Raw genomic sequence first — 18,998 nt, forward strand, 5'->3', positions numbered from 1 at the left:
ATACTGGAACCGAACCTCTCCGAGGAGGCCCCCATGCTGGACATCGCCGAAGAGCTGAACCGGTGGGTCGAGCAGGGGCGTGACTTCGCCGTCGCCACCGTCGTGGCGGTCGGCGGGAGCGCGCCCCGGCAGCCCGGGGCCGCACTCGCCGTCGACAGCGAGGGCACGGCCATCGGCTCGGTCTCCGGCGGATGCGTGGAAGGTGCGGTGTACGAGCTGTGCCGGCAGGCGCTGCAGGACGGCGAGACCGTCCACGAGCGCTTCGGGTACAGCGACGACGATGCCTTCGCCGTGGGCCTGACCTGCGGCGGAATCATCGACATCCTGGTCACCCCGGTCCGCGTGGGTGCTCCCGCACGGGAGGTCTTCGCGGCCGGGCTGGCCGCCGCGGCCCGTGGCGAGGCCGCGGCGGTGGCCCGGATCGCGCAGGGCCCGGCCGAGCTCATGGGCCGCGCCGTGTTCGTCCGTACCGAAGGCGCCCACCAGGGCGGCTTCGGCGGACACCCCGAGCTGGACCGCACCATCGCCGCGGAGGCCCGCGCCATGCTCGACGCCGGCCGGACCGGCGTGCTGGAGATCGGCGCCGACGGCAGGCTCTGCGGAGAGCCGCTGCAGGTCCTGGTCGAGTCCAGCGTCCCGCCCCCGCGGATGATCGTCTTCGGTGCCATCGACTTCGCCTCCGCCCTCGTGCGGATCGGCAAGTTCCTCGGCTACCGGGTGACCGTGTGCGACGCGCGGCCCGTCTTCGCGACGAAGACCCGCTTCCCCGAGGCGGACGAGATCGTCGTCGACTGGCCCCACCGCTACCTGGAGACCACGGACGTGGACAGCAGGACCGTCCTGTGCGTGCTCACCCACGACGCCAAGTTCGATGTCCCGCTCCTCGAACTGGCCCTCAGGCTGCCCGTCGCCTACGTCGGCGCCATGGGCTCCCGCCGCACCCACGAGGACCGCAACGAGCGGCTGCGCGAGGTCGGCGTGACCGAGCTCGAACTGGCCCGGCTGCGCTCCCCGATCGGCCTGGACCTCGGCGCCCGCTCCCCGGAGGAGACCGCGCTGTCCATCGCCGCCGAGATCGTCGCGAACCGCCGCGGCGGCACCGGTGCGGCGCTGACCGGCGCGCACATCCCGATCCACCCGGACATCTCGCACACGATGCTCGACCGGATCGGTTCCGTCGCCTGAAGGCGTGACGGCCGAACGTGAGAAAAGGGCGCGCCCCGTGGGGGTTGCGCCCTTTCGCCGTTCCCCCTATCTTACCCGCCGGTAATAGGAGGCACCCTCTCCATCCCTTCCCCGCAGCGGAGTTGAGCGGATGTTGCGTACCGTGCGAACCCTGGGCCTGCTGGCCGCGGCCACCCTGCTCACCGCCTTCACCCCGGCCCCGGCCGGACCCGCTCCGGGCTCCGTTCCCGGATCCGGTCCGGGTGGCGGCCTGCGCGAGGTGCTCTTCGTCGGGAACAACTGGGAGGGGACCGCCGACGTCCTCGCCTCCACCGGCGATCTCGCCAAGGTCGGCCGGATCGACGTGGTCCCCGACAAGGCCGAGCGGCTGCGGGAGATCCACCTCAACCCCGTGAAGCTCGCCTTCTTCCTCGGCATCCGGGAGAGCGCGGGCGAGGGGCACGACCAGTTCGTCGACGACATGTACGCCACCCCCGACGGTTCCGCGGTCGTCGTCTCCCGCCCCAGTTTCGCCGACGTCGTGTCCATCGACGTGGCCTCCGGACGCGTCAACTGGCGCTTCCCGGTGTCCGGGTACCGCTCCGACCACATGGCGGTCTCGCCGGACGGGACCCGCGTCGCCGTCTCGGCCTCCACCTCCAACACCGTGCACGTCCTGGACATCACCACCGGCCGGCAGGTCGGCTCCTTCGGCACCGGGGACAAGCCGCACGAGAACACCTTCACCCGCGACGGCCGCTTCCTGTGGAACAGCTCCATCGGCGAGGTGAACACCGCCCTGGACGCGCCCTGGCTGGACTGGACGAAGGGCGACCGCAAGATCACCGTGGTCGACGCGCAGACCTTCCGCACGGTCCGGGTGATCGACATGCGGGAGCGGCTGGACGCCTTCGGCCGCCGCGACCTGTCCGACGCCGTCCGCCCGGTGTCCTTCAGCCCCGACGAGTCGAAGCTCTACTTCCAGGTGTCCTTCTTCAACGGCTTCCTGGAGTACGACGTCCCCTCCGACCGGATCACCCGCCTCAAGACCCTCCCGACGAACCCCGCCACCAGCACCGACCGCACCACCTGGGTCAACGACTCCCGCCACCACGGCATGTCCATGAGCCCCGACGGGGCGAAGCTCTGCATCGCGGGCACCATGGACGACTACGCGACCGTCGTGGACCGAGCCACCCTCGCCGAAGGCCCGCTCGTGCCCGCCGCCAAGCCGTACTGGGCCACGGTCTCCGGCGACGGCAGCGCCTGCGTGATCTCCGAGAGCGGCGCCGACCGGGTCACGGCCATCGACTTCGCCACCGGCACCAAGCGGGCCTCCGTCCCCGTCGGGGACCATCCGCAGCGCGTCCGGCTCGGCCGCGTCCCGGCCGGCTGGACCGGTCCCGCCGCACGGTAGCCCGCGGGAGGTCCGCACACCGGCCGGACGTGCGGCCTCGGCCACTATGAGGTGACCGGTCCCGCGATGACCGATTAGTCTCGCGATCATGGTGGACATCCGCGAGGTACCCGAGTCCGACATCGACCGTGCTCTGGAGCTCGCGTACCTGGTCTTCCACGACCGGCCCGAGAAGGAGGTCCGGGAGAAACACCACGCGCTGCTCGCGCGTTGCGACCGGATCGGCGCCTACGACGGCACGGTCCTGGCCGGCGTCATGGCCGCGCACGACTTCCGGCTCTCGGTGCCCGGGGCGGACCTGCCCTGCCCCGGGCTCACCTTCGTCGGCGTCGCCCCCACCCACCGCCGGCGCGGCGTGCTCACCGGGCTGATGGACGAGATGCTGCGGCGGACCGCCGCCGAGGGCGGCCCGCTCGCCGCCCTCTGGGCCTCCGAGGCCGCGATCTACGGGCGCTTCGGCTACGGCAGCGCCACCACCGGCGCCACCATCGAGATCGACTCCACCCGCCCGCTGGCCCTGCGCATCGACCCGGACCGGCGCCCGCTGCGGCTCGTCGACCCGGAGGAGGCCGTCGCCGTCATCGGGCCCTTCCACGAGGCGGCCCGGGCCGGGCGGGCCGGCCGCCCCACCCGCAGCGCGGAGCGCTGGTCCGAGGAGTGGCTGGCCGAACAGGACGAGGAGGACGAGGAGCTGGGCCCGCCGCGGATCATCGTCCTGGGCGACGCGGACCAGCCGATCGCCGGATACGTGCTCTACCGCACGAAGCCGGAGGACGGCGCCGGACCCGCCCGGGTGCCGGGCCTGGTCCGGGTCGACGAACTGGAGGCCGACACCCCGGCGGTGGCCGCCGCGCTGTGGGAGTGCGTGGCCTCCCTCGACCTCACCGGCAAGGTCTCCGCGTGGGGCCGTCCGGTCGACGACCCGCTGCTGCACTTCGCCGCGGACCGGGACCAGGTGCGGGTCACCGCCCAGTTCCCGGCGCTCTGGCTGCGCCTGGTCGACGTACGCGCGGCCCTGACGGCGCGGTCCTGGGCCGCGCCGGTGGAGGTGGTGCTGGAGGTGCACGACGTGCGGATGCCCGCCAACGCCGGGCGGTTCCGGCTGGCGGCCGGGCCGGGCCGGGCCACGTACGAGCACGCGGACTCCGCCCCCGACCTGGCCCTGGACGTACGCGAACTGGCCGCCTGCTACCTCGGCGGGACCCGGGTCGCGGAACTCGTCGCCGCCGGGCTGGTACGGGAGCACACGCCGGGCGCGGCGGCAGCGCTGGACGCTGCCCTGCGTACGGCCGTACTCCCGCACACGAGCGACGAGTTCTGACCTACGGCCGTGTTTCGGCGGGGGCTTGCCGCGCACCGCCGGCACGGCCGGCGGGATCAGCCGGGCAGTGAGATCCGGGCGGCCGACATGCCGAAGCCGGGGCCCAGGACGGCGGTGGACAGCAGGTCGGGGCGCGCGTGCAGGTCCTCCGGGCGGTAACGGCGGATCTTCTGGTGCCAGTTGAGGATGCCGGCGTGCCAGTCCTGCAACTCGCCCACGTAGGCGTCCAGGGCCTGCCGGGCCTCGGCGCCGAGCTTCCAGTCCTCGTAGAGCAGCGGCAGCTGGTTCGCCACGATGTGCTCGAACTCCTCGGTCCGCCGGGTCATCAGCTCATGGCAGATGTGCAGGGCCTGCGGATAGCCGATGTCGAAGAAGTTCCGGGTGACCAGGATGTAGTTGTGGACCTCGCCCTCGACCTCCACCTCCTTCTGGTAGGAGTAGATGTCGTTGATCATGCAGGCGGCGTCCGCGACCGCGTTCTCCAGTGAACGGATGGTCCCGGAGGCGTAGATCTCCTCGGGGATGCCGCGGCCCTGGTGCCCGAGGCGGCACAGGTACATCGTGAGGTGACTGCCGAAGGTGTGGCGGCGCATCTCCGCGTAGTCCACCGGGTCCGGGATGCGGTTCTGGATCTGGTTGTCCACCTCCCACAGCCAGCTCTCCAGCATGCTGACCAAGGTGGCCCGGAACTCGGTGCGCTGCCCGCCGGACATGGCGGCGCTGGTGCGCACCCACAGGTCGCCGAGCGCGCGCTCCATCGCGGTCACCGGCTCGGGCTGTCCGGCGTGGTCGACCGGGATCATGGAGATCAGGCGGGCGGTGGTCGTCTTGGCAGCCGGAAGGTTCCTGCTCTGGGCGAAGACCACCGGGTAGTAGTCGTCCCCGTACGTGCCCCAGGTCAGCCAGCAGGCGTTGAGGACCAGCTGCTCCGGTGTCGCGTCGGGGTCGATCCCGGCGGAGCAGACGGCGAAGTCGAAGCCCCGCAGCCGCTCCTCCGTCCAGATCGCCGAGCCGGGGTCGCCGGGCTGCGGGTCCAGCAGGCCCATCCGCCGGGACCAGGCCACGGACTCCTCGCGCGCGTGCGCCAGGTGCGGGCTGAGGGCGAGCCGGTGCGGCATGTAGATGTCGGGGATGACGGACGGGCCGGTGCGCTCGAAGGGGACGTGGGTGAAGGAGCGGCGGCGCAGCTCCATCGAGCGCCGCGTGAACACGGACCGCAGGTCGAGCGAGGTGGTGCCGAGCCCGGACGGCAGGAAGGGCAGGGTGGCCGGGGCGGTGGGCCTGGCCTCCTTGTTCATGTAGCGGCTGGAGACCATGTGCCACTCGTGGCCGCCGGACTGCCAGTCCTGCAGGCCCTTGGCGTAGGCGAGGACGGCCGCGATCTCCGCCGGATCCAGCGCGTGGTCGGCGATGAGCTGCGGGAGCTCGACGAGCGCGGTCTGCTCGAACTGCTGGAGGCGGGAGGTGAGCAGGTCGTTGGAGGCCTCGGCGGCCTCCTGGGTGGTGCAGCCGAGGAAGGTCTCCAACACCAGGATGGCGTTGGAGAGTTCGCCCTCGTCGGCGACCTCGCGCTGGTAGGAGAAGATGTCGTTCCTGATGTGCACGGCGTCGGCGAAGGCGTCGCGCAGCACGGCGAGCGGGCGCGCGTGCGCCACGCGTGCGGGGACCTCGGCGCAGACGTACTCGATCAGGCCGGCCGACCAGGGGGCACCGCCCACCTTGCGCCGCATCTCGATGTATTCGAGCGGGTTCGCCACGCGCCCGATGTTGATGTTGGCGAGCTCCCACATGGACTCGTCGAGGAGGTTCTTCGTGGACAAGGAGAACCGTTCCCGCCAGTCGGCGGACATCGCGGGGACCGTCCGCGCCCAGAGGTCCGCGAGCCCGGCCTCCACCGGGTTGGTGGGCTCGGGGAAGCCGTCCGACAGGTCCATGGGCATGAAGGCGGCGAGCCGGTCGAGGTACTGCTTGGCCCCGTCGCGGTCCTGCGAGCGCTTGTACATCTCCAGGAAGTGGTCGTCGAAGAAGAACACCCACACGTACCAGTCGGTGACCAGCGCCAGCGCGTCGCGGTCGCAGTCGGGGTGGGTGTACGAGCAGAGCAGTGCGTAGTCGTGCGAGTCGAGGTCGCTCTCCTCCCAGACGCCGGAACCCTCCAGCATCCCGAAGTCGCGCGCCCACCGCTTGGTGTGGGTCCGCGCGTCCTCCAGGTGGGGGTTCAGTCGTGCCGGATAGGGCACATAGAAATCCGGCAGTTGAAACGGCTGCGTCACGGCGGGGCCGGCCTTTCGTCCATGGGTGCCGGGGGCCCGGCGGCCCGGTCCCCCGCACGAGATCAGCAGTGCCCTACCCCTGGTGCCCGTGGGACAAGGGTGATTTCACTGCTTCAGGTGACGGAGCGGCCGTTGCACGGCGCGGGCGCCTCCCAGGGGGTAGGGCCGTAGCCGCCGGGCAAAACGCTGACGTCCAAGGGCCGATCGCCACGGTGCCCTCCCCGAACACCACCGGGGAGGGCACCCGCCCGTTTCAGATGACGGAGTCGTCGTTCTGCGGTGCGGCGGACTGCCGGGGGACCGAAGGCGACCGGCGCCGCGGATCGTGGCCGAACTGCGCCGCCTGCATCGCGTACATGGACGCGTAGCGGCCGCCGAGCGCCAGCAGCTCGTCGTGGCCGCCCTGTTCGACGAGCCGCCCCTCGTGCAGTACGTAGATGACGTCGGCGAACCGCACCCCGGACATCCGGTGCGTGACGAGGACGACCGCGCGCTCGGGACCGGCGAGGCCCCGGATGCTGTCGAAGGCGGCGATCTCCGCCTCCGGGTCGAGCGCCGAGGTGGGCTCGTCCACGACCAGGACGCGGGCGTCGCGGAAGCGGGTGCGGGCGAGACCGAACTTCTGCCACTGCCCGCCGGAGAGCTCCGAGGCACCCCTGAACACCCGGGCGAGCAGGGTCTCGTAGCCGTTCGGCAGCTTCTCGACGATCCGGTCGGCCCCCGCGTACCGGGCGGCGGCCACCACCTGGGCGGCCGCGTCGACGGCGTGGTCCCGGTCCTCGGCGCCGGGCCGGCCGATGGCGATGTTGGTACGGGCGGTCACCGGCCAGCGCTCGAAGTCCTGGGTGAGGAGCGCGACCCGGTCGAAGACCTGCTCCCGGTCGGCGTCCCGCACCTCCACCCCGTCCCAGGTGACCGAACCCGAGTCGGGCAGGTGCAGGCCCGCCAGCAGTTTGACGAGGGTGCTCTTGCCGGAGCCGTTCTCGCCGACCAGGGCGACCACCTGGCCCGCCTCGATGGTGAGGGAGACCCCGCTGAGGGCGGGCTCGTCCCGGTCCGGGTAGCTGAAGTCCACGTCCCGCAGCCGTACCGCGGCGAGCCGCTCGGGCAGCGCGGCCCCGCCGGACGGGATGGCGCGGCGGGCCGCCTCGGCGACGAACCGTTCCAGGTCCCGCACGTACAGGGACTCCTCGTGCAGGGTGTTGGTGGTGGCCACCAGCGCCCCCAGGCTCGCCGAACCGGTGCGCACCGCGATCACGGCGGTACCGGCGACGGCGAGGTCCATCCGCCCGGAGACGATGAGCGCGCCCATCGCCCCGTAGGTGACCAGGGCCGCGACGCCGGAGAGCGCGGCGGCCAGCAGCTCGGTGGCGGCCTTGTCCTTGGCGAGGCGGGTGGCCTCGCCCTCGGCGACCTCGGCCATGTTGCGGTAGTGGCCCAGCAGATAGCGGCCGACGCCGTGCACCCGCACCTCGGGGGCCGACGTACGGGAGATCAGCAGCTGGCCGATGAGCCGGGCGGCCCGTACGTGCTCCACCCAGGTGATCATCGACAGGTAGCGGCGCTGCGCCACCCGCATCGCGCCCCAGCCGCGCGGGGCGGCGATCAGCAGCAGCATGGGCAGCAGCAGCGGGTGCAGTACGGTCAGCACCCCGGCGGTGGCGATCAGGGAGATGACCCCGCCGAGGGTGGCCACGCAGGCGCCGACCGTGCGGCGGGCCGAGGGCGGCCCCCACTGGGCGCTGTCCAGCAGCCGGCGGAACTCCCCGTCCTCGATGGCCTCCAGCTCCACCGCGACGGCGGCGCTCAGGTACTGCTCGTAGGCGGCCCGCTCGACCTTGGGCTCCAGCCGTCCGGCGGCCGCCGTGGAACGGGAGGCGAGCACGGCCCCCAGTACGGCGACCAGCGCCCCGGCGGCGAGGGCGGGCAGGGCTGCGTGCAGCCGGTCGGCGGCGCTGCCCGCGCCCAGGAGCGTACGGAGCACATCGCTGATGACGAGCAGCCCGACGGCGGAGGTGACCCCCTGTCCGGCCTCGGCGGCGGCGACGGTCAGCAGGGCCGGCCGGTCGGTGTCCCTGGCGAGGCGCAGGGTCCCGCCGACCATGCGGGGCATGGAGCGCAGGGTGGTCAGCAGCCGCCCTTCGAGGCGGGCGTACTCGTGGTTGGACCAGCCGGCGTCGTAGCGCAGGGGCCCGCCGAAGAGGCGCCGTTCGCTCTCGGAGACGGCGGGCTCGGTGGCTTCGGGCCGCTTGAGGAGCCTCATGCGCGGCCACCCCCGCCCGATGCCGGGTCGAACACCACATGAACGTGCACGGATCGCAAGTTTCCTCCCGGGGTGCAGCGGCTGCGCACTGACGCCGCAAGAACGTGGCTGCTCAGAGCGGCGTCACGGGGACCGGGGAACGAATGCCCGCACACAGTTGCGACCACCCGCCGGACCCCATGGGCCGCGCGGTGACGCGGCGTTCGAACCACCCGCAGGTGGCGATACCTCCGTTCGAGGGATTGCGCCCGGCCCTCCGGGGACCGGCGGCCCACGGACCCGGCTGTCGGATGGTGTGCGGGTGTCTCGTAGAGTTCAAGGGGTGAATCGAGACAACTCACCTGAATCCAGCGCCGGTCACGGCGGCGAGAGTGCCGAGGAATTGCTGCGCGGGGTGCACGCCCGGCTGTTGCCCGTCGGGCTGATCACCCCGGAGGTTGCCGGTGGCATGCGGTACGCCCGGGTCGTGGCGGACGAGCTGGTCTTCGCCTACGCCCTCGACGGGCCCACCAGCGTGCGCTCCCTCACCGACGGGGACGTGGAGCGCGCCGGGATCGAGGAGCTGGGGCAGGCGGCGTACGCCAACCTGATGCGGGTACCCGTCAGCTACGAGGAGATCTCCCTCGAGGGGCGGGCCACGCTGCACTCCGTCTTCGGCGACTCGCACTTCGTGGCCTCCAAAGCGCTGTACCTCGGAGAGCTGGCGCGGCAGGTCACCGGTGAGTCGCTGCCGTCCGCCGGCGCCCTCGTCGTCGTTCCCACCCGGCACCTGCTGGCCTTCCACCCGATAGCCGACGGCTCCGTGGTGGACGCCCTCAACGACCTGGCCGCGTACGCCCTGGGCGCCTACGAGGACGGGCCCGGGCTCCTGTCGCCGCGGGTGTACTGGTGGCACCGGGGCGGCCTGACCTCGCTCACGGTCGTCGACGAGGACACGCGCACGCTGTCCCTGCAGCCGCCGCAGCAGCTGCTCGGCCTGATGAAGGGCCTGGTCCGCCTCGACCGCGCGGGCCGGATCGCCACCCCGGCCGCGCAGCAGGGCCCCGATCCCGCCGGCCTCACCCGCGCGACCGTGGAGTCGGTGGCCCGGTTCGCTCACGACCCGTCGGGGCTGGGCGACGCCTTCGCCTCGGCCCTGGCCCTCGCCCACGTCCGCTGTATCGCCGATCCCCGCGCCTCCGACGTTGTCACGTGGGACGCGTGGGAGACGGCCGTGCGGCTCGGCTCCGCGCTGTTCACCGGCACCGAGCCGGCGCAGTGGTACCTGGGCGAGGAGAACACCCTGCGGCTGCCCGCCACGGCCGCGGCTCCGCCCGCGGACGCCCGTGCCTGGCTCGACGCCGTCTACCTCGCGCTCGCCTGCCGCGCGCACGACCGGGTGGCCCGGCTGTGCGGGGTCCCGATGGAGACGCTGCGGCAGGACGACACCGTCGACGCCTACGTCCTGCACTGGATCGACACCCTGCGGACCTACCTCACCGGCGGCTCCGGCGATGCGGTCGTGGAGAAGCTGCTCGCCACCATGCAGGCGTCCCTGCCCGAGACGCTGACCCACTCCCCGGACGAGTTCGTGAACCGCGTCGACTACCAGCCGGTCGCGCTCTTCCACCGCCTCTTCACGCGGGACCACGAGGCCTTCGGCGAGGTGCTCGCCGAAGCCCTCGCGGAACACGGCGGCTACTGGGCGGAGTCGGCGGCGCCGCGCGCCCGGGTGGCGCTCGGCCCGCTCGCCATGGCCTGCCTCGCCCACGACCAGGGCTTCCCGCTCGACCCGGAACTGCCGCACCTGCCCAGGTACCTCGTCGACGGCAAGAGGATCGAGAACATCTCCTGACACATCGGCGGCGTGCCGCAGCGCGAGGTGATTGTCCGATTGGGTTAGGTTTGCCCGCGTATACGGTGCCAACATTCCCGGAGGGACACTCATGGCGATCGATCTGGACAAGGTGCTCGACAAGGCGTGGGCCGACAAGCCGCTCGCCGAGGTGCTCGCGGCTCCCGTTGCCGCACTCAAGGGCGTCAGCGACGAGGACGGCAAGCTGCTGCACCAGGCGTTCGGGATCAAGACCGTCGCCGACTTCGGGCAGCTGAAGTACGTCCGCTGGGCCCAGGCGCTCGTCGCGCTGAACCAGACCGTCAAGGCCTAGTGCTCAAGGTCCGCGTGCTCGGGGTGCGTGGGCCTGCATGAGGAAAGCCGTCCCCCTCACCCGTCGGCAGGGTGAGGGGGACGGCCTCTGTGCAGGGGAGGGCTACTCCGATTCGCCTTCCAGGTTGCCCTCCGTGTCCAGGTAGACCTGGCGCAGGGATTCGAGGATCTGCGGGTCCGGCTTCTCCCACATGCCGCGCGACTCGGCCTCCAGCAGGCGCTCCGCGATGCCGTGCAGGGCCCACGGGTTGGCCTCCTCCAGGAAGGCGCGGTTCGTCGGGTCCAGGACGTACGTCTCGGTGAGCTTGTCGTACATCCAGTCCGCGACCACGCCCGTCGTGGCGTCGTAGCCGAAGAGGTAGTCCACCGTCGCCGCGAGCTCGAAGGCGCCCTTGTAACCGTGGCGGCGCATCGCCTCGATCCACTTGGGGTTCACGACGCGGGCGCGGAAGACGCGGCTGGTCTCCTCGACCAGGGTGCGGGTCTTGACCGTCTCCGGCCGGGTGGAGTCACCGATGTAGGCCTCGGGGGCGGTGCCGCGCAGCGCGCGGACCGTGGCCACCATGCCGCCGTGGTACTGGAAGTAGTCGTCCGAGTCCGCGATGTCGTGCTCGCGGGTGTCCGTGTTCTTTGCGGCGACCGTGATGCGCTTGTAGGCCGTCTCCATCTCGTCCCGGGCGGGGCGGCCTTCCAGGCCCCGGCCGTACGCGTAGCCGCCCCACACCGTGTAGACCTCCGCGAGGTCGGCGTCCGTACGCCAGTCGCGGGAGTCGATCAGCTGCAGGATGCCGGCTCCGTACGTGCCCGGGCGCGAGCCGAAGATGCGGGTCGTCGCGCGCCGCTCGTCGCCGTGCTCGGCCAGGTCCGCCTGGGCGTGGGCCCGGATGAAGTTCTGGTCGGCGGGCTCGTCCAGGGACGCCGCGAGGCGCACCGCGTCGTCCAGCAGGCCGATGACGTGCGGGAACGCGTCCCGGAAGAAGCCCGAGATGCGCAGCGTCACATCGACGCGCGGGCGGCCGAGCTCATCGAGCGGGATCGGCTCCAGGCCGGTGACGCGGCGCGAGGCCTCGTCCCAGACCGGGCGGACACCGAGCAGGGACATGGCCTCGGCCACGTCGTCGCCCGAGGTGCGCATCGCGCTCGTGCCCCACAGGGACAGGCCGACCGAGGCCGGCCACTCGCCGTTGTCCGTGCGGTACCGGTTCAGGAGGGACTCGGCCAGGGCCTGGCCCGTCTCCCACGCCAGGCGGGAGGGGACGGCCTTCGGGTCGACCGAGTAGAAGTTACGGCCCGTCGGAAGGACGTTGACCAGACCGCGGAGGGGGGAGCCGGAGGGGCCCGCCGGGATGAAGCGGCCGTCCAGGGCCGCGACCACGTGGGCGATCTCGTCCGTGGTGCCGGCCAGGCGCGGAACCACCTCGCGGGCCGCGAAGGACAGCACCGCCGCGACGTCCGCCGAGTGGTCCGCGGCGACCGTGGACACGGCGTCCAGGGACCAGTTGGCGTCCTCCATCGCCTGGACCAGGGCGCGGGCCTGCTCCTCCACGGCGTCCGCCGAGGTACGGGTGGCCTTGGACTCGTCCAGGCCGAGCGCCTCGCGCAGACCCGGGAGGGCCGTCGTACCGCCCCAGATCTGCCGGGCGCGCAGGATCGCGAGGACAAGGTTGACCCGGGCCTCACCGGTCGGCGCGCCGCCCAGGACGTGCAGACCGTCGCGGATCTGGGCGTCCTTGACCTCGCACAGCCAGCCGTCGACGTGCAGCAGGAAGTCGTCGAAGCCGTCGTCGTCCGGACGCTCGTCGAGACCGAGGTCGTGGTCGAGCTTCGCCGCCTGGATCAGGGTCCAGATCTGGGCCCTGATGGCCGGCAGCTTCGCCGGGTCCATCGCGGAGATCTGCGCGTACTCGTCCAGGTGCTGCTCCAGGCGCGCGATGTCGCCGTACGACTCCGCGCGCGCCATCGGCGGCACCAGGTGGTCGACCAGGGTGGCGTGCACGCGGCGCTTGGCCTGGGTGCCCTCGCCCGGGTCGTTGACCAGGAACGGGTAGATGAGGGGCAGGTCGCCGAGGGCGGCGTCGGGCGCGCACGCCGCGGAGAGGCCGGCGTTCTTGCCCGGCAGCCACTCCAGGTTGCCGTGCTTGCCCAGGTGGATCATCGCGTCGGCGCCGAAGCCGCCGTCCTGCGCGCGTGCCTGGATCCAGCGGTACGCGGCCAGGTAGTGGTGAGACGGCGGCAGGTCCGGGTCGTGGTAGATCGCGATCGGGTTCTCGCCGAAGCCGCGCGGCGGCTGGATGAGGATGAGCAGGTTCCCGCGGCGCAGGGCCGCGAGCACGATGTCGCCCTCCGGGTTCGCGGAGCGGTCCACGAACATGTTGCCCGGGGCCTCGCCCCAGTGCTCGGTGACGCTGTCGCGCAGCTCGGCCGGGAGCTCGGCGAACCACCGCTTGTAGTCGGCGGCCGGGATGCGGACCGGGTTGCGGGCCAGCTGCTCCTCGGTCAGCCAGTCCTGGTCGTGGCCGCCGGCCTCGATCAGGGCGCGGATCAGCTCGTCGCCGTCGCCCGAGACCAGACCGGGGATGTCCTCGGTCGGCCCGAAGTCGTAGCCGCCGGCGATGAGGGTGCGCAGCAGCTCCACGGCGCTGGCCGGGGTGTCGAGGCCGACCGCGTTGCCGATGCGGGAGTGCTTGGTCGGGTACGCGGAGAGGACCAGCGCGACCTTCTTGTCGCGGCGGTCGATGTGCCGCAGGCGGGCGTGGCGTACGGCGATCCCCGCGACCCGGGCGGCCCGCTCGGGGTCGGCCACGTAGGCGGGCAGGCCGTCCTCGTCGAGCTCCTTGAAGGAGAACGGGACGGTGATCAGGCGGCCGTCGAACTCGGGCACCGCGACCTGCGTGGCGGCGTCCAGCGGGGACAGGCCCTCGTCGTTCTCCTCCCAGGCGGAGCGCGAGCCGGTCAGGCACAGCGCCTGCAGGATCGGCACGCCGAGGCCGGCGAGCGCGCCCGCGTCCCAGGACTCGTCGTCGCCGCCCGCCGAGGCGGTGGCGGGCTTGGTGCCGCCGGCCGCGAGGACGGTGGTGACGACCGCGTCGGCCGACTCCAGCGCGGCGATCAACTCCGGCTCGGGGGTGCGCAGGGAGGACACGTACAGCGGCAGCGCCTGGGCGTCGTGGGCCTCGATCGCGTCGCACAGGGCGTGGACGAAGGAGGTGTTCCCGCTCATCTGGTGGGCGCGGTAGTACAGCACGGCGATCCGCGGGCCCGTGGTGGTCCCGGGCGTGCGCTCCAGCGGGCCCCAGGTGGGGGAGGCGGCCGGGGGCTCGAAGCCGTGGCCGGTCAGCAGGACGGTGTCGGAGAGGAACCGGGCCAGCTGGTCCAGGTTGGCCGGGCCGCCGTGGGCGAGGTAGCCGTGCGCCTCGGCGGCGATGCCGATGGGGACCGTGGAGGCCTCCATGAGCTGGGCGTCCGGAGCCTGCTCGCCGGTCAGCACCACGACCGGGCGGGTCTGGCCCGGGGCCAGGAGCAGGTCGAGGCCGTCCTGCCAGGCGCGGAGGCCGCCGAGGAGGCGTACGACGACCAGGTCGACCCCGTCGAGCAGGCCGGGGAGGTCGTCCAGGGGGAGGCGGGAGGGGTTCGCGAACCGGTACGGGACGGGGCCGTCCGCCGTGTTCGCTGCGCGGGCGCTGAGCAGATCGGTGTCGGACGTCGACAGCAGCAGAATCATGCGGCGGCAGGCCTTCCTCGGGGTTTCCGCGCCCCGGGCAGTGTGAGGACAGCGGGAGTTCCTGACTCACCCCGGTCGCCGGATCGCTCCGCGGGGTTCACAGTGGCGGGACCGCGCCGGAATCGCACCGGGCTTCCTCCCATGTCGCCGTCCTCGGCGACGGCGGGCCGTGTGGTCCGCCGGAAGGTCATCTTAGGGCCGGGTGGATGCGGCTGGGGCGGGCGGGTGGTTGACGTGCCGGTGCGCTCCCGCTGGGGTGGCGGGTGTGTGGTCCGGGTGCGGCGCCGTTGCCGGGGCTCTGCCCCGGGCCCCGCGCCTCAAACGCCGGCGGGGCTGGATGAGCGGGGCTCTGCCCGGGAGCCCGCGCCTCAAACGCCGGCGGGGCTGGATGAGCGGGGCTCTGCCTGGGAGCCCGCGCCTCAAACGCCGGCGGGGCTGGATGAGCGGGGCTCTGCCCGGGGCCCCGCGCCTCAAACGCCGGCGGGGCTGGAATCGCTGGTCGGGGTGGTGACGGACACAGGTCCGGGGGTCGTAATCGTGGGTATGCTCGCGGCCATGCCCCAGCCCCCCTCCGCCGCATCGCGGGACGAACCCGTCATACGGGAGCGCGGTGACGCCTGCCCCGGCGCGCTGCGGCTGCACGCGGCGGACGACGGGTTCCTGGCGCGGGTCCGGGTGCCGGGCGGGCTGCTCACCGTGCGGCAGGCCTCGGTGCTGGCGCTCGCCGCCGACCGGTTCGGGGACGGGCACCTGGAACTGACCTCGCGCGGCAATGTGCAGCTGCGCGGACTGGCCGACGGGTGCGGCGCCGGGCTCGCGGAGCTGCTGGACGGGGCCGGGCTGCTTCCCGCGCCGAGCCATGAGCGGGTACGGAACATCGTGGCGACGCCCTTGTCCGGCCTGGACGGGTCGCAGGGGCCGCAGGGGCCGGAAGGGCCGGACCGGCCCGACGCGCTGGCCTGGGCCCTGGAGTTCGACCGGCAGCTGTGCGCGAGCCCCTGGGCGGCCGCACTGTCCGGGCGGTTCCTGTTCGCCTTCGACGACGGGCGCGGCGACGTGGCCGCGCTCGGCCCCGACGTGACCGTCCTCGGCCGCCCCGACGGCCGGGCGCTGGTCCGGCTCGGCCGGGCCGCCGACGCAGTGGAGCTGGCCGGGCAGGACGCCCCCCGGGCGGCGCTGACGGCCGCCCGGTACTTCCTCGACGCCGCCGCCGAAGCGGGCACCCAGGCCTGGCGGGTCTCCGAACTGCCCGCCGAACACACCTTGGGAACCGCCGAGTTCGGCCGGCGCCTCGACGCCGCGGGGATCGCCGCGACGCCCGCCGGCCCCGTGGACTGGCCGTACGCGGCGCCGCCCGAGCCGTCGGGCGCGCGCGGGCCCGACCGCGCCACCCTGTGCGTGCTGCCCCCGCTCGGCCGCCTCGGCTCCGCGCAATGGCGGGTCCTGGCGCAGGTCGCGGACGAGGGGAGCGGCGAGCTGCGCGTCACCCCGTGGCGCAGCGTCATCCTGCCCGCGGCGAGCGCCCACGGAGCCGCCCGCATCGAGGACGCCGGGCTGGTCCTCGCCCCCGGCAGCCCCTGGGAGTCCGTCACCGCCTGCACCGGGCGGCCCGGTTGTGCGAAATCCCGCGCGGACGTACGCGCCGACGCGCGGGCCGTCGCCGACCGCGCGCGGGGTCCGCTGCCCGTGCACTGGTCCGGCTGCGAACGCCGCTGCGGGCATCCGCGCGGCACCGCCTGGGTGGACCTGGTCGCCACCGGCTCCGGATACCGGCTCGCCGCGCCCGGCCGCCCCGTACGCGACGGCGTACGGCCCTCCGAACTTGCCGCGGCACTCGCGGACGCCCGCACCGACCCCGACGTAGTGAAGAAATGAGCGAGTACACCGTGTTTGAGTACGAGAAGGACGGCGCGGCCATCTACCGCCAGTCCTTTGCCACGATCCGCGCCGAGGCGGACCTCTCCGGGCTGCCCGACACGGTCGCCCAGGTCGCGGTGCGCATGATCCATGCCTGCGGAATGACCGACCTCCCGCAGGACCTCGGGTACACCCCCGAGGTCGTGCTGCGCGCCCGCGCGGCGCTGGAGGCGGGCGCGCCGATCCTGTGCGACGTCCAGATGGTCGCCAGCGGTGTCACCCGTAAGCGGCTGCCCGCCGACAACGACGTGATCTGCACGCTCTCCGACCCGGCCGTACCGGAGCTCGCCGCGAAGATGGGCACCACGCGCAGCGCCGCCGCCCTGGAGGTCTGGCGCGACCGCGGCCTGCTGGAGGGCTCGGTCATCGCCGTCGGCAACGCGCCGACCGCGCTGTTCCGGCTGCTGGAGATGATCGAGGAGGGCGCCCCGCGCCCCGCCGCCGTCATCGGGGTCCCCGTCGGCTTCATCGGCGCCGCCGAGTCCAAGGACGCCCTCGCCGCCCACGCCTCGGGACTCGACCACCTGATCGTGCGCGGCCGGCGCGGTGGCAGCGCGATGGCCGCCGCCGCCGTCAACGCCATTGCGAGCGTGGCCGAATGAGCGACATCGCCAAGGGGCGGCTGTACGGGGTCGGACTCGGCCCCGGCGACCCGTCGCTGATGACGCTGCGTGCCGTCGAGGTGATCGCCGAGGCCGACGTCGTGGCCTACCACAGCGCCCGCCACGGCCGTTCCATCGCCCGTTCGATCGCGGCGAAGCACCTGCGTGCCGACCACGTCGAGGAACCGCTGGTCTACCCGGTCACCACCGAGACCACCGACCACCCCGGCGGGTACCAGGGGGCGATGGAGGAGTTCTACGAGGCCGCCGCGGCCCGCCTGGCCGCGCACCTGGACGCCGGCCGGACCGTCGCCGTGCTCGCGGAGGGCGACCCGCTCTTCTACAGCTCGTACATGCACATGCACAAGCGGCTCGCGGACCGGTACGAGACCGAGGTCATCCCCGGCGTCACCTCCGTGAGCGCCGCCGCCGCCCGGCTCGGCACCCCGCTCGTGGAGGGTGAGGAGGTGCTGACCATCCTCCCCGGCACCCTGTCCGAGGAGGAGCTCACCGCCCGCCTCGCCGCCACCGACTCGGCGGTCGTGATGAAGCTCGGCCGGACCTTCCCGGCCGTGCGCGGCGCGATGGAGAACAGCGGCCGGCTCGCCGAGGCCCGCTACGTCGAGCGCGCCACCATGGAGGGCGAGCGCACCGGCCTCCTCGCCGACACCGACGCCGACAGCGTGCCGTACTTCGCCGTCGCCGTGGTCCCCAGCCGCATCGGCAACCCGGGCAGCGTGCCGTCCGGCCCCGGCGAGGTCGTCGTCGTGGGCACCGGCCCGGCCGGCCCGCTGTGGCTCACCCCGCAGACCCGGCGCGCGCTGGCCGACGCCGAGGTGCTGGTCGGCTACACCACCTACCTGGACCGGGTGCCCGTCAAGCCGGGCCAGGTCCGGCACGGCTCCGACAACAAGGTGGAGTCGGAGCGCGCCGAGTTCGCCCTCGACCTCGCCCGGCGCGGCAAGCGGGTGGCCGTGGTCTCCGGCGGCGACCCCGGTGTCTTCGCCATGGCCACGGCGGTCCTGGAGGTGGCCGGGCAGGCGGAGTACAAGGACGTGCCGGTACGGGTCCTGCCGGGGGTGACCGCGGCCAACGCGGCGGCCGCCGCGGCCGGCGCCCCGCTCGGCCACGACTACGCCACCATCTCGCTCTCGGACCGGCTCAAGCCCTGGGAGGTCATCGCGGAGCGGCTGCGCGCGGCCGCCGCGGCCGACCTGGTGCTCGCCCTCTACAACCCCGGCTCGCGCAGCCGGACCTGGCAGGTGGCCCAGGCCCGCGAGCTGCTGCTGGAACTGCGCTCGCCCGAGACCCCGGTGGTCGTCGCGCGCGACGTGGGCGGGCCGGAGCAGTCGGTGCGGATCGTCACGCTCGCCGAACTGGAGCCGTCCGAGGTGGACATGCGCACGATCCTGCTGATCGGCTCCTCGCAGACACAGGTCACCGAGCGGGCCGACGGGTCGAGGATCACGTGGACGCCGCGCCGCTACCCGTGACCGGGTGAGGCGGAGCGGTACGCGAGGTACGCGGGGAAGGCCCGGCGCGAGGACCGCGCCGGGCCTTCCCCGCGTACCGGAGCCGGACGTCCCGCGGCGCTTCAGCCGGCCGTGGGCGTGTCGGCTCCCGCGGCCGCGCCGCACGCCAGGCGGAACAGCACGTTCGGACGCAGCGCTCCTTCGGGCGCGTCGGGGTCGTCGAAGTCGCCGGCCGGGTCCCGGGTCATCCCGATCCGCTGCATCACCGCCTGGGAGCGGAGGTTGCCGGCCGTCGTCACCGCGAGGATCTCGGGCAGCCCGAGCGTGTCGAAGCCGTGGGCCAGGACCGCCCGCGCCGCCTCGGTGGCGTAGCCCTGTCCCCAGGCCGCCCGGGCGAGCCTCCAGCCGATCTCCACTCCGGTGAACGGCATGCCGTCGTCCACGTGGTCCATGCCCGCGAAGCCGATGAACTCACCCGTGGCGCGGACCTCGACGGCCCACCAGCCGTAGCCCCGCCGGTCGAACGCGGCCCGGAACCGCACGATGGAGGCCTCGCTCTGCTCACGGGTGAGCAGGTCGCCCAGGTGCCGGCGCACCTCGGGATCGGCGTTCATCGCCGCCCAGGGTTCGAGGTCGGAGTCCCGCCACGGGCGCAGGACGAGGCGGTCGGTGTGCAGTTCGGTCATGCCGCCCACCCAACGT

12 protein-coding genes and 1 riboswitch are annotated in these 18,998 nt (G+C 73.2%); of the genes, 8 read left to right on the forward strand and 4 right to left on the reverse strand.

From position 1 onward, the window contains the following. The first annotated feature begins 33 nt into the window (after positions 1–33). From ACFY04_RS23730 to ACFY04_RS23740, 3 genes are all read left to right on the forward strand, one after another. Positions 34–1,185, forward strand: coding sequence for an XdhC family protein (locus ACFY04_RS23730; RefSeq protein WP_389119392.1), 1,152 nt, complete (start codon positions 34–36; stop codon positions 1,183–1,185). 130 nt (positions 1,186–1,315) lie between these two features. Further along, positions 1,316–2,581, forward strand: a complete 1,266-nt coding sequence (locus ACFY04_RS23735; protein ID WP_389119393.1) for a YncE family protein — start codon at positions 1,316–1,318, stop codon at positions 2,579–2,581. An 88-nt stretch (positions 2,582–2,669) separates the two neighbouring features. Continuing rightward, complete coding sequence (locus ACFY04_RS23740; RefSeq protein WP_389119394.1) at positions 2,670–3,902, forward strand: GNAT family N-acetyltransferase; 1,233 nt, start codon at positions 2,670–2,672, stop codon at positions 3,900–3,902. Positions 3,903–3,958: 56 nt separating this feature from the next. Here ACFY04_RS23740 and ACFY04_RS23745 read toward each other — a convergent pair whose 3' ends face one another. Continuing rightward, positions 3,959–6,175 (reverse strand): germacradienol/geosmin synthase, encoded by a 2,217-nt coding sequence (locus ACFY04_RS23745; protein WP_389119395.1) that lies wholly within the window; start codon positions 6,173–6,175, stop codon positions 3,959–3,961. A 253-nt stretch (positions 6,176–6,428) separates the two neighbouring features. After that, the gene (locus tag ACFY04_RS23750) at positions 6,429–8,438 is read right to left on the reverse strand and encodes an ABC transporter ATP-binding protein (protein WP_389119396.1); all 2,010 of its coding nucleotides are present in this window, start codon (positions 8,436–8,438) and stop codon (positions 6,429–6,431) included. A 322-nt stretch (positions 8,439–8,760) separates the two neighbouring features. Between ACFY04_RS23750 and ACFY04_RS23755 the strand changes: the two genes are divergently transcribed. Next, positions 8,761–10,272 (forward strand): immunity 49 family protein, encoded by a 1,512-nt coding sequence (locus tag ACFY04_RS23755; RefSeq protein WP_389119398.1) that lies wholly within the window; start codon positions 8,761–8,763, stop codon positions 10,270–10,272. A 91-nt stretch (positions 10,273–10,363) separates the two neighbouring features. Continuing rightward, complete coding sequence (locus ACFY04_RS23760; protein WP_389119400.1) at positions 10,364–10,585, forward strand: hypothetical protein; 222 nt, start codon at positions 10,364–10,366, stop codon at positions 10,583–10,585. A gap of 102 nt (positions 10,586–10,687) precedes the next feature. Here the strand turns inward: ACFY04_RS23760 and cobN are convergent, their stop codons facing one another. Next, positions 10,688–14,305 (reverse strand): cobaltochelatase subunit CobN, encoded by a 3,618-nt coding sequence (gene cobN, locus ACFY04_RS23765; protein ID WP_389119401.1) that lies wholly within the window; start codon positions 14,303–14,305, stop codon positions 10,688–10,690. A gap of 55 nt (positions 14,306–14,360) precedes the next feature. After that, positions 14,361–14,444: riboswitch (cobalamin riboswitch) on the reverse strand. Between the two features lie 404 nt (positions 14,445–14,848). Between cobN and ACFY04_RS23770 the strand changes: the two genes are divergently transcribed. Genes ACFY04_RS23770 through ACFY04_RS23780 form a run of 3 tightly spaced genes read left to right on the forward strand, consistent with a single transcriptional unit; the run spans position 14,849 to position 18,317 of the window. Then, positions 14,849–16,180 carry a cobalamin biosynthesis protein CobG gene (locus ACFY04_RS23770; RefSeq protein WP_389119592.1) on the forward strand — a complete coding sequence of 444 codons (1,332 nt, stop codon included), beginning with the start codon at positions 14,849–14,851 and terminating at the stop codon, positions 16,178–16,180. Further along, positions 16,177–16,824 carry a precorrin-8X methylmutase gene (locus ACFY04_RS23775; protein ID WP_389119403.1) on the forward strand — a complete coding sequence of 216 codons (648 nt, stop codon included), beginning with the start codon at positions 16,177–16,179 and terminating at the stop codon, positions 16,822–16,824. The genes ACFY04_RS23770 and ACFY04_RS23775 overlap by 4 nt, the downstream gene beginning before the upstream one ends. After that, positions 16,821–18,317, forward strand: a complete 1,497-nt coding sequence (locus ACFY04_RS23780) for a precorrin-2 C(20)-methyltransferase (RefSeq protein ID WP_389119405.1) — start codon at positions 16,821–16,823, stop codon at positions 18,315–18,317. Before ACFY04_RS23775 ends, ACFY04_RS23780 begins: the two co-directional genes overlap by 4 nt. Positions 18,318–18,418: 101 nt before the next feature. On the opposite strand, the gene ACFY04_RS23785 is transcribed toward ACFY04_RS23780, so the two are convergent. After that, the gene (locus ACFY04_RS23785; RefSeq protein WP_389119407.1) at positions 18,419–18,982 is read right to left on the reverse strand and encodes a GNAT family N-acetyltransferase; all 564 of its coding nucleotides are present in this window, start codon (positions 18,980–18,982) and stop codon (positions 18,419–18,421) included. Positions 18,983–18,998 lie beyond the last annotated feature (16 nt).

Source organism: Streptomyces sp. NPDC001549, assembly GCF_042894025.1.
GTDB classification, from domain to species: Bacteria; Actinomycetota; Actinomycetes; order Streptomycetales; family Streptomycetaceae; genus Streptomyces; species Streptomyces kutzneri.

Coding starts and splice junctions, on each gene's coding strand:
- ACFY04_RS23785 (WP_389119407.1), bottom strand. CDS start 18,982: ATGACCGAACTGCACACCGACCGCCTCGTCCTGCGCCCGTGGCGGGAC.
- ACFY04_RS23760 (WP_389119400.1), top strand. CDS start 10,364: ATGGCGATCGATCTGGACAAGGTGCTCGACAAGGCGTGGGCCGACAAG.
- ACFY04_RS23750 (WP_389119396.1), bottom strand. CDS start 8,438: ATGAGGCTCCTCAAGCGGCCCGAAGCCACCGAGCCCGCCGTCTCCGAG.
- ACFY04_RS23730 (WP_389119392.1), top strand. CDS start 34: ATGCTGGACATCGCCGAAGAGCTGAACCGGTGGGTCGAGCAGGGGCGT.
- ACFY04_RS23770 (WP_389119592.1), top strand. CDS start 14,849: ATGCTCGCGGCCATGCCCCAGCCCCCCTCCGCCGCATCGCGGGACGAA.
- ACFY04_RS23780 (WP_389119405.1), top strand. CDS start 16,821: ATGAGCGACATCGCCAAGGGGCGGCTGTACGGGGTCGGACTCGGCCCC.
- ACFY04_RS23735 (WP_389119393.1), top strand. CDS start 1,316: ATGTTGCGTACCGTGCGAACCCTGGGCCTGCTGGCCGCGGCCACCCTG.
- cobN (WP_389119401.1), bottom strand. CDS start 14,305: ATGATTCTGCTGCTGTCGACGTCCGACACCGATCTGCTCAGCGCCCGC.
- ACFY04_RS23775 (WP_389119403.1), top strand. CDS start 16,177: ATGAGCGAGTACACCGTGTTTGAGTACGAGAAGGACGGCGCGGCCATC.
- ACFY04_RS23740 (WP_389119394.1), top strand. CDS start 2,670: ATGGTGGACATCCGCGAGGTACCCGAGTCCGACATCGACCGTGCTCTG.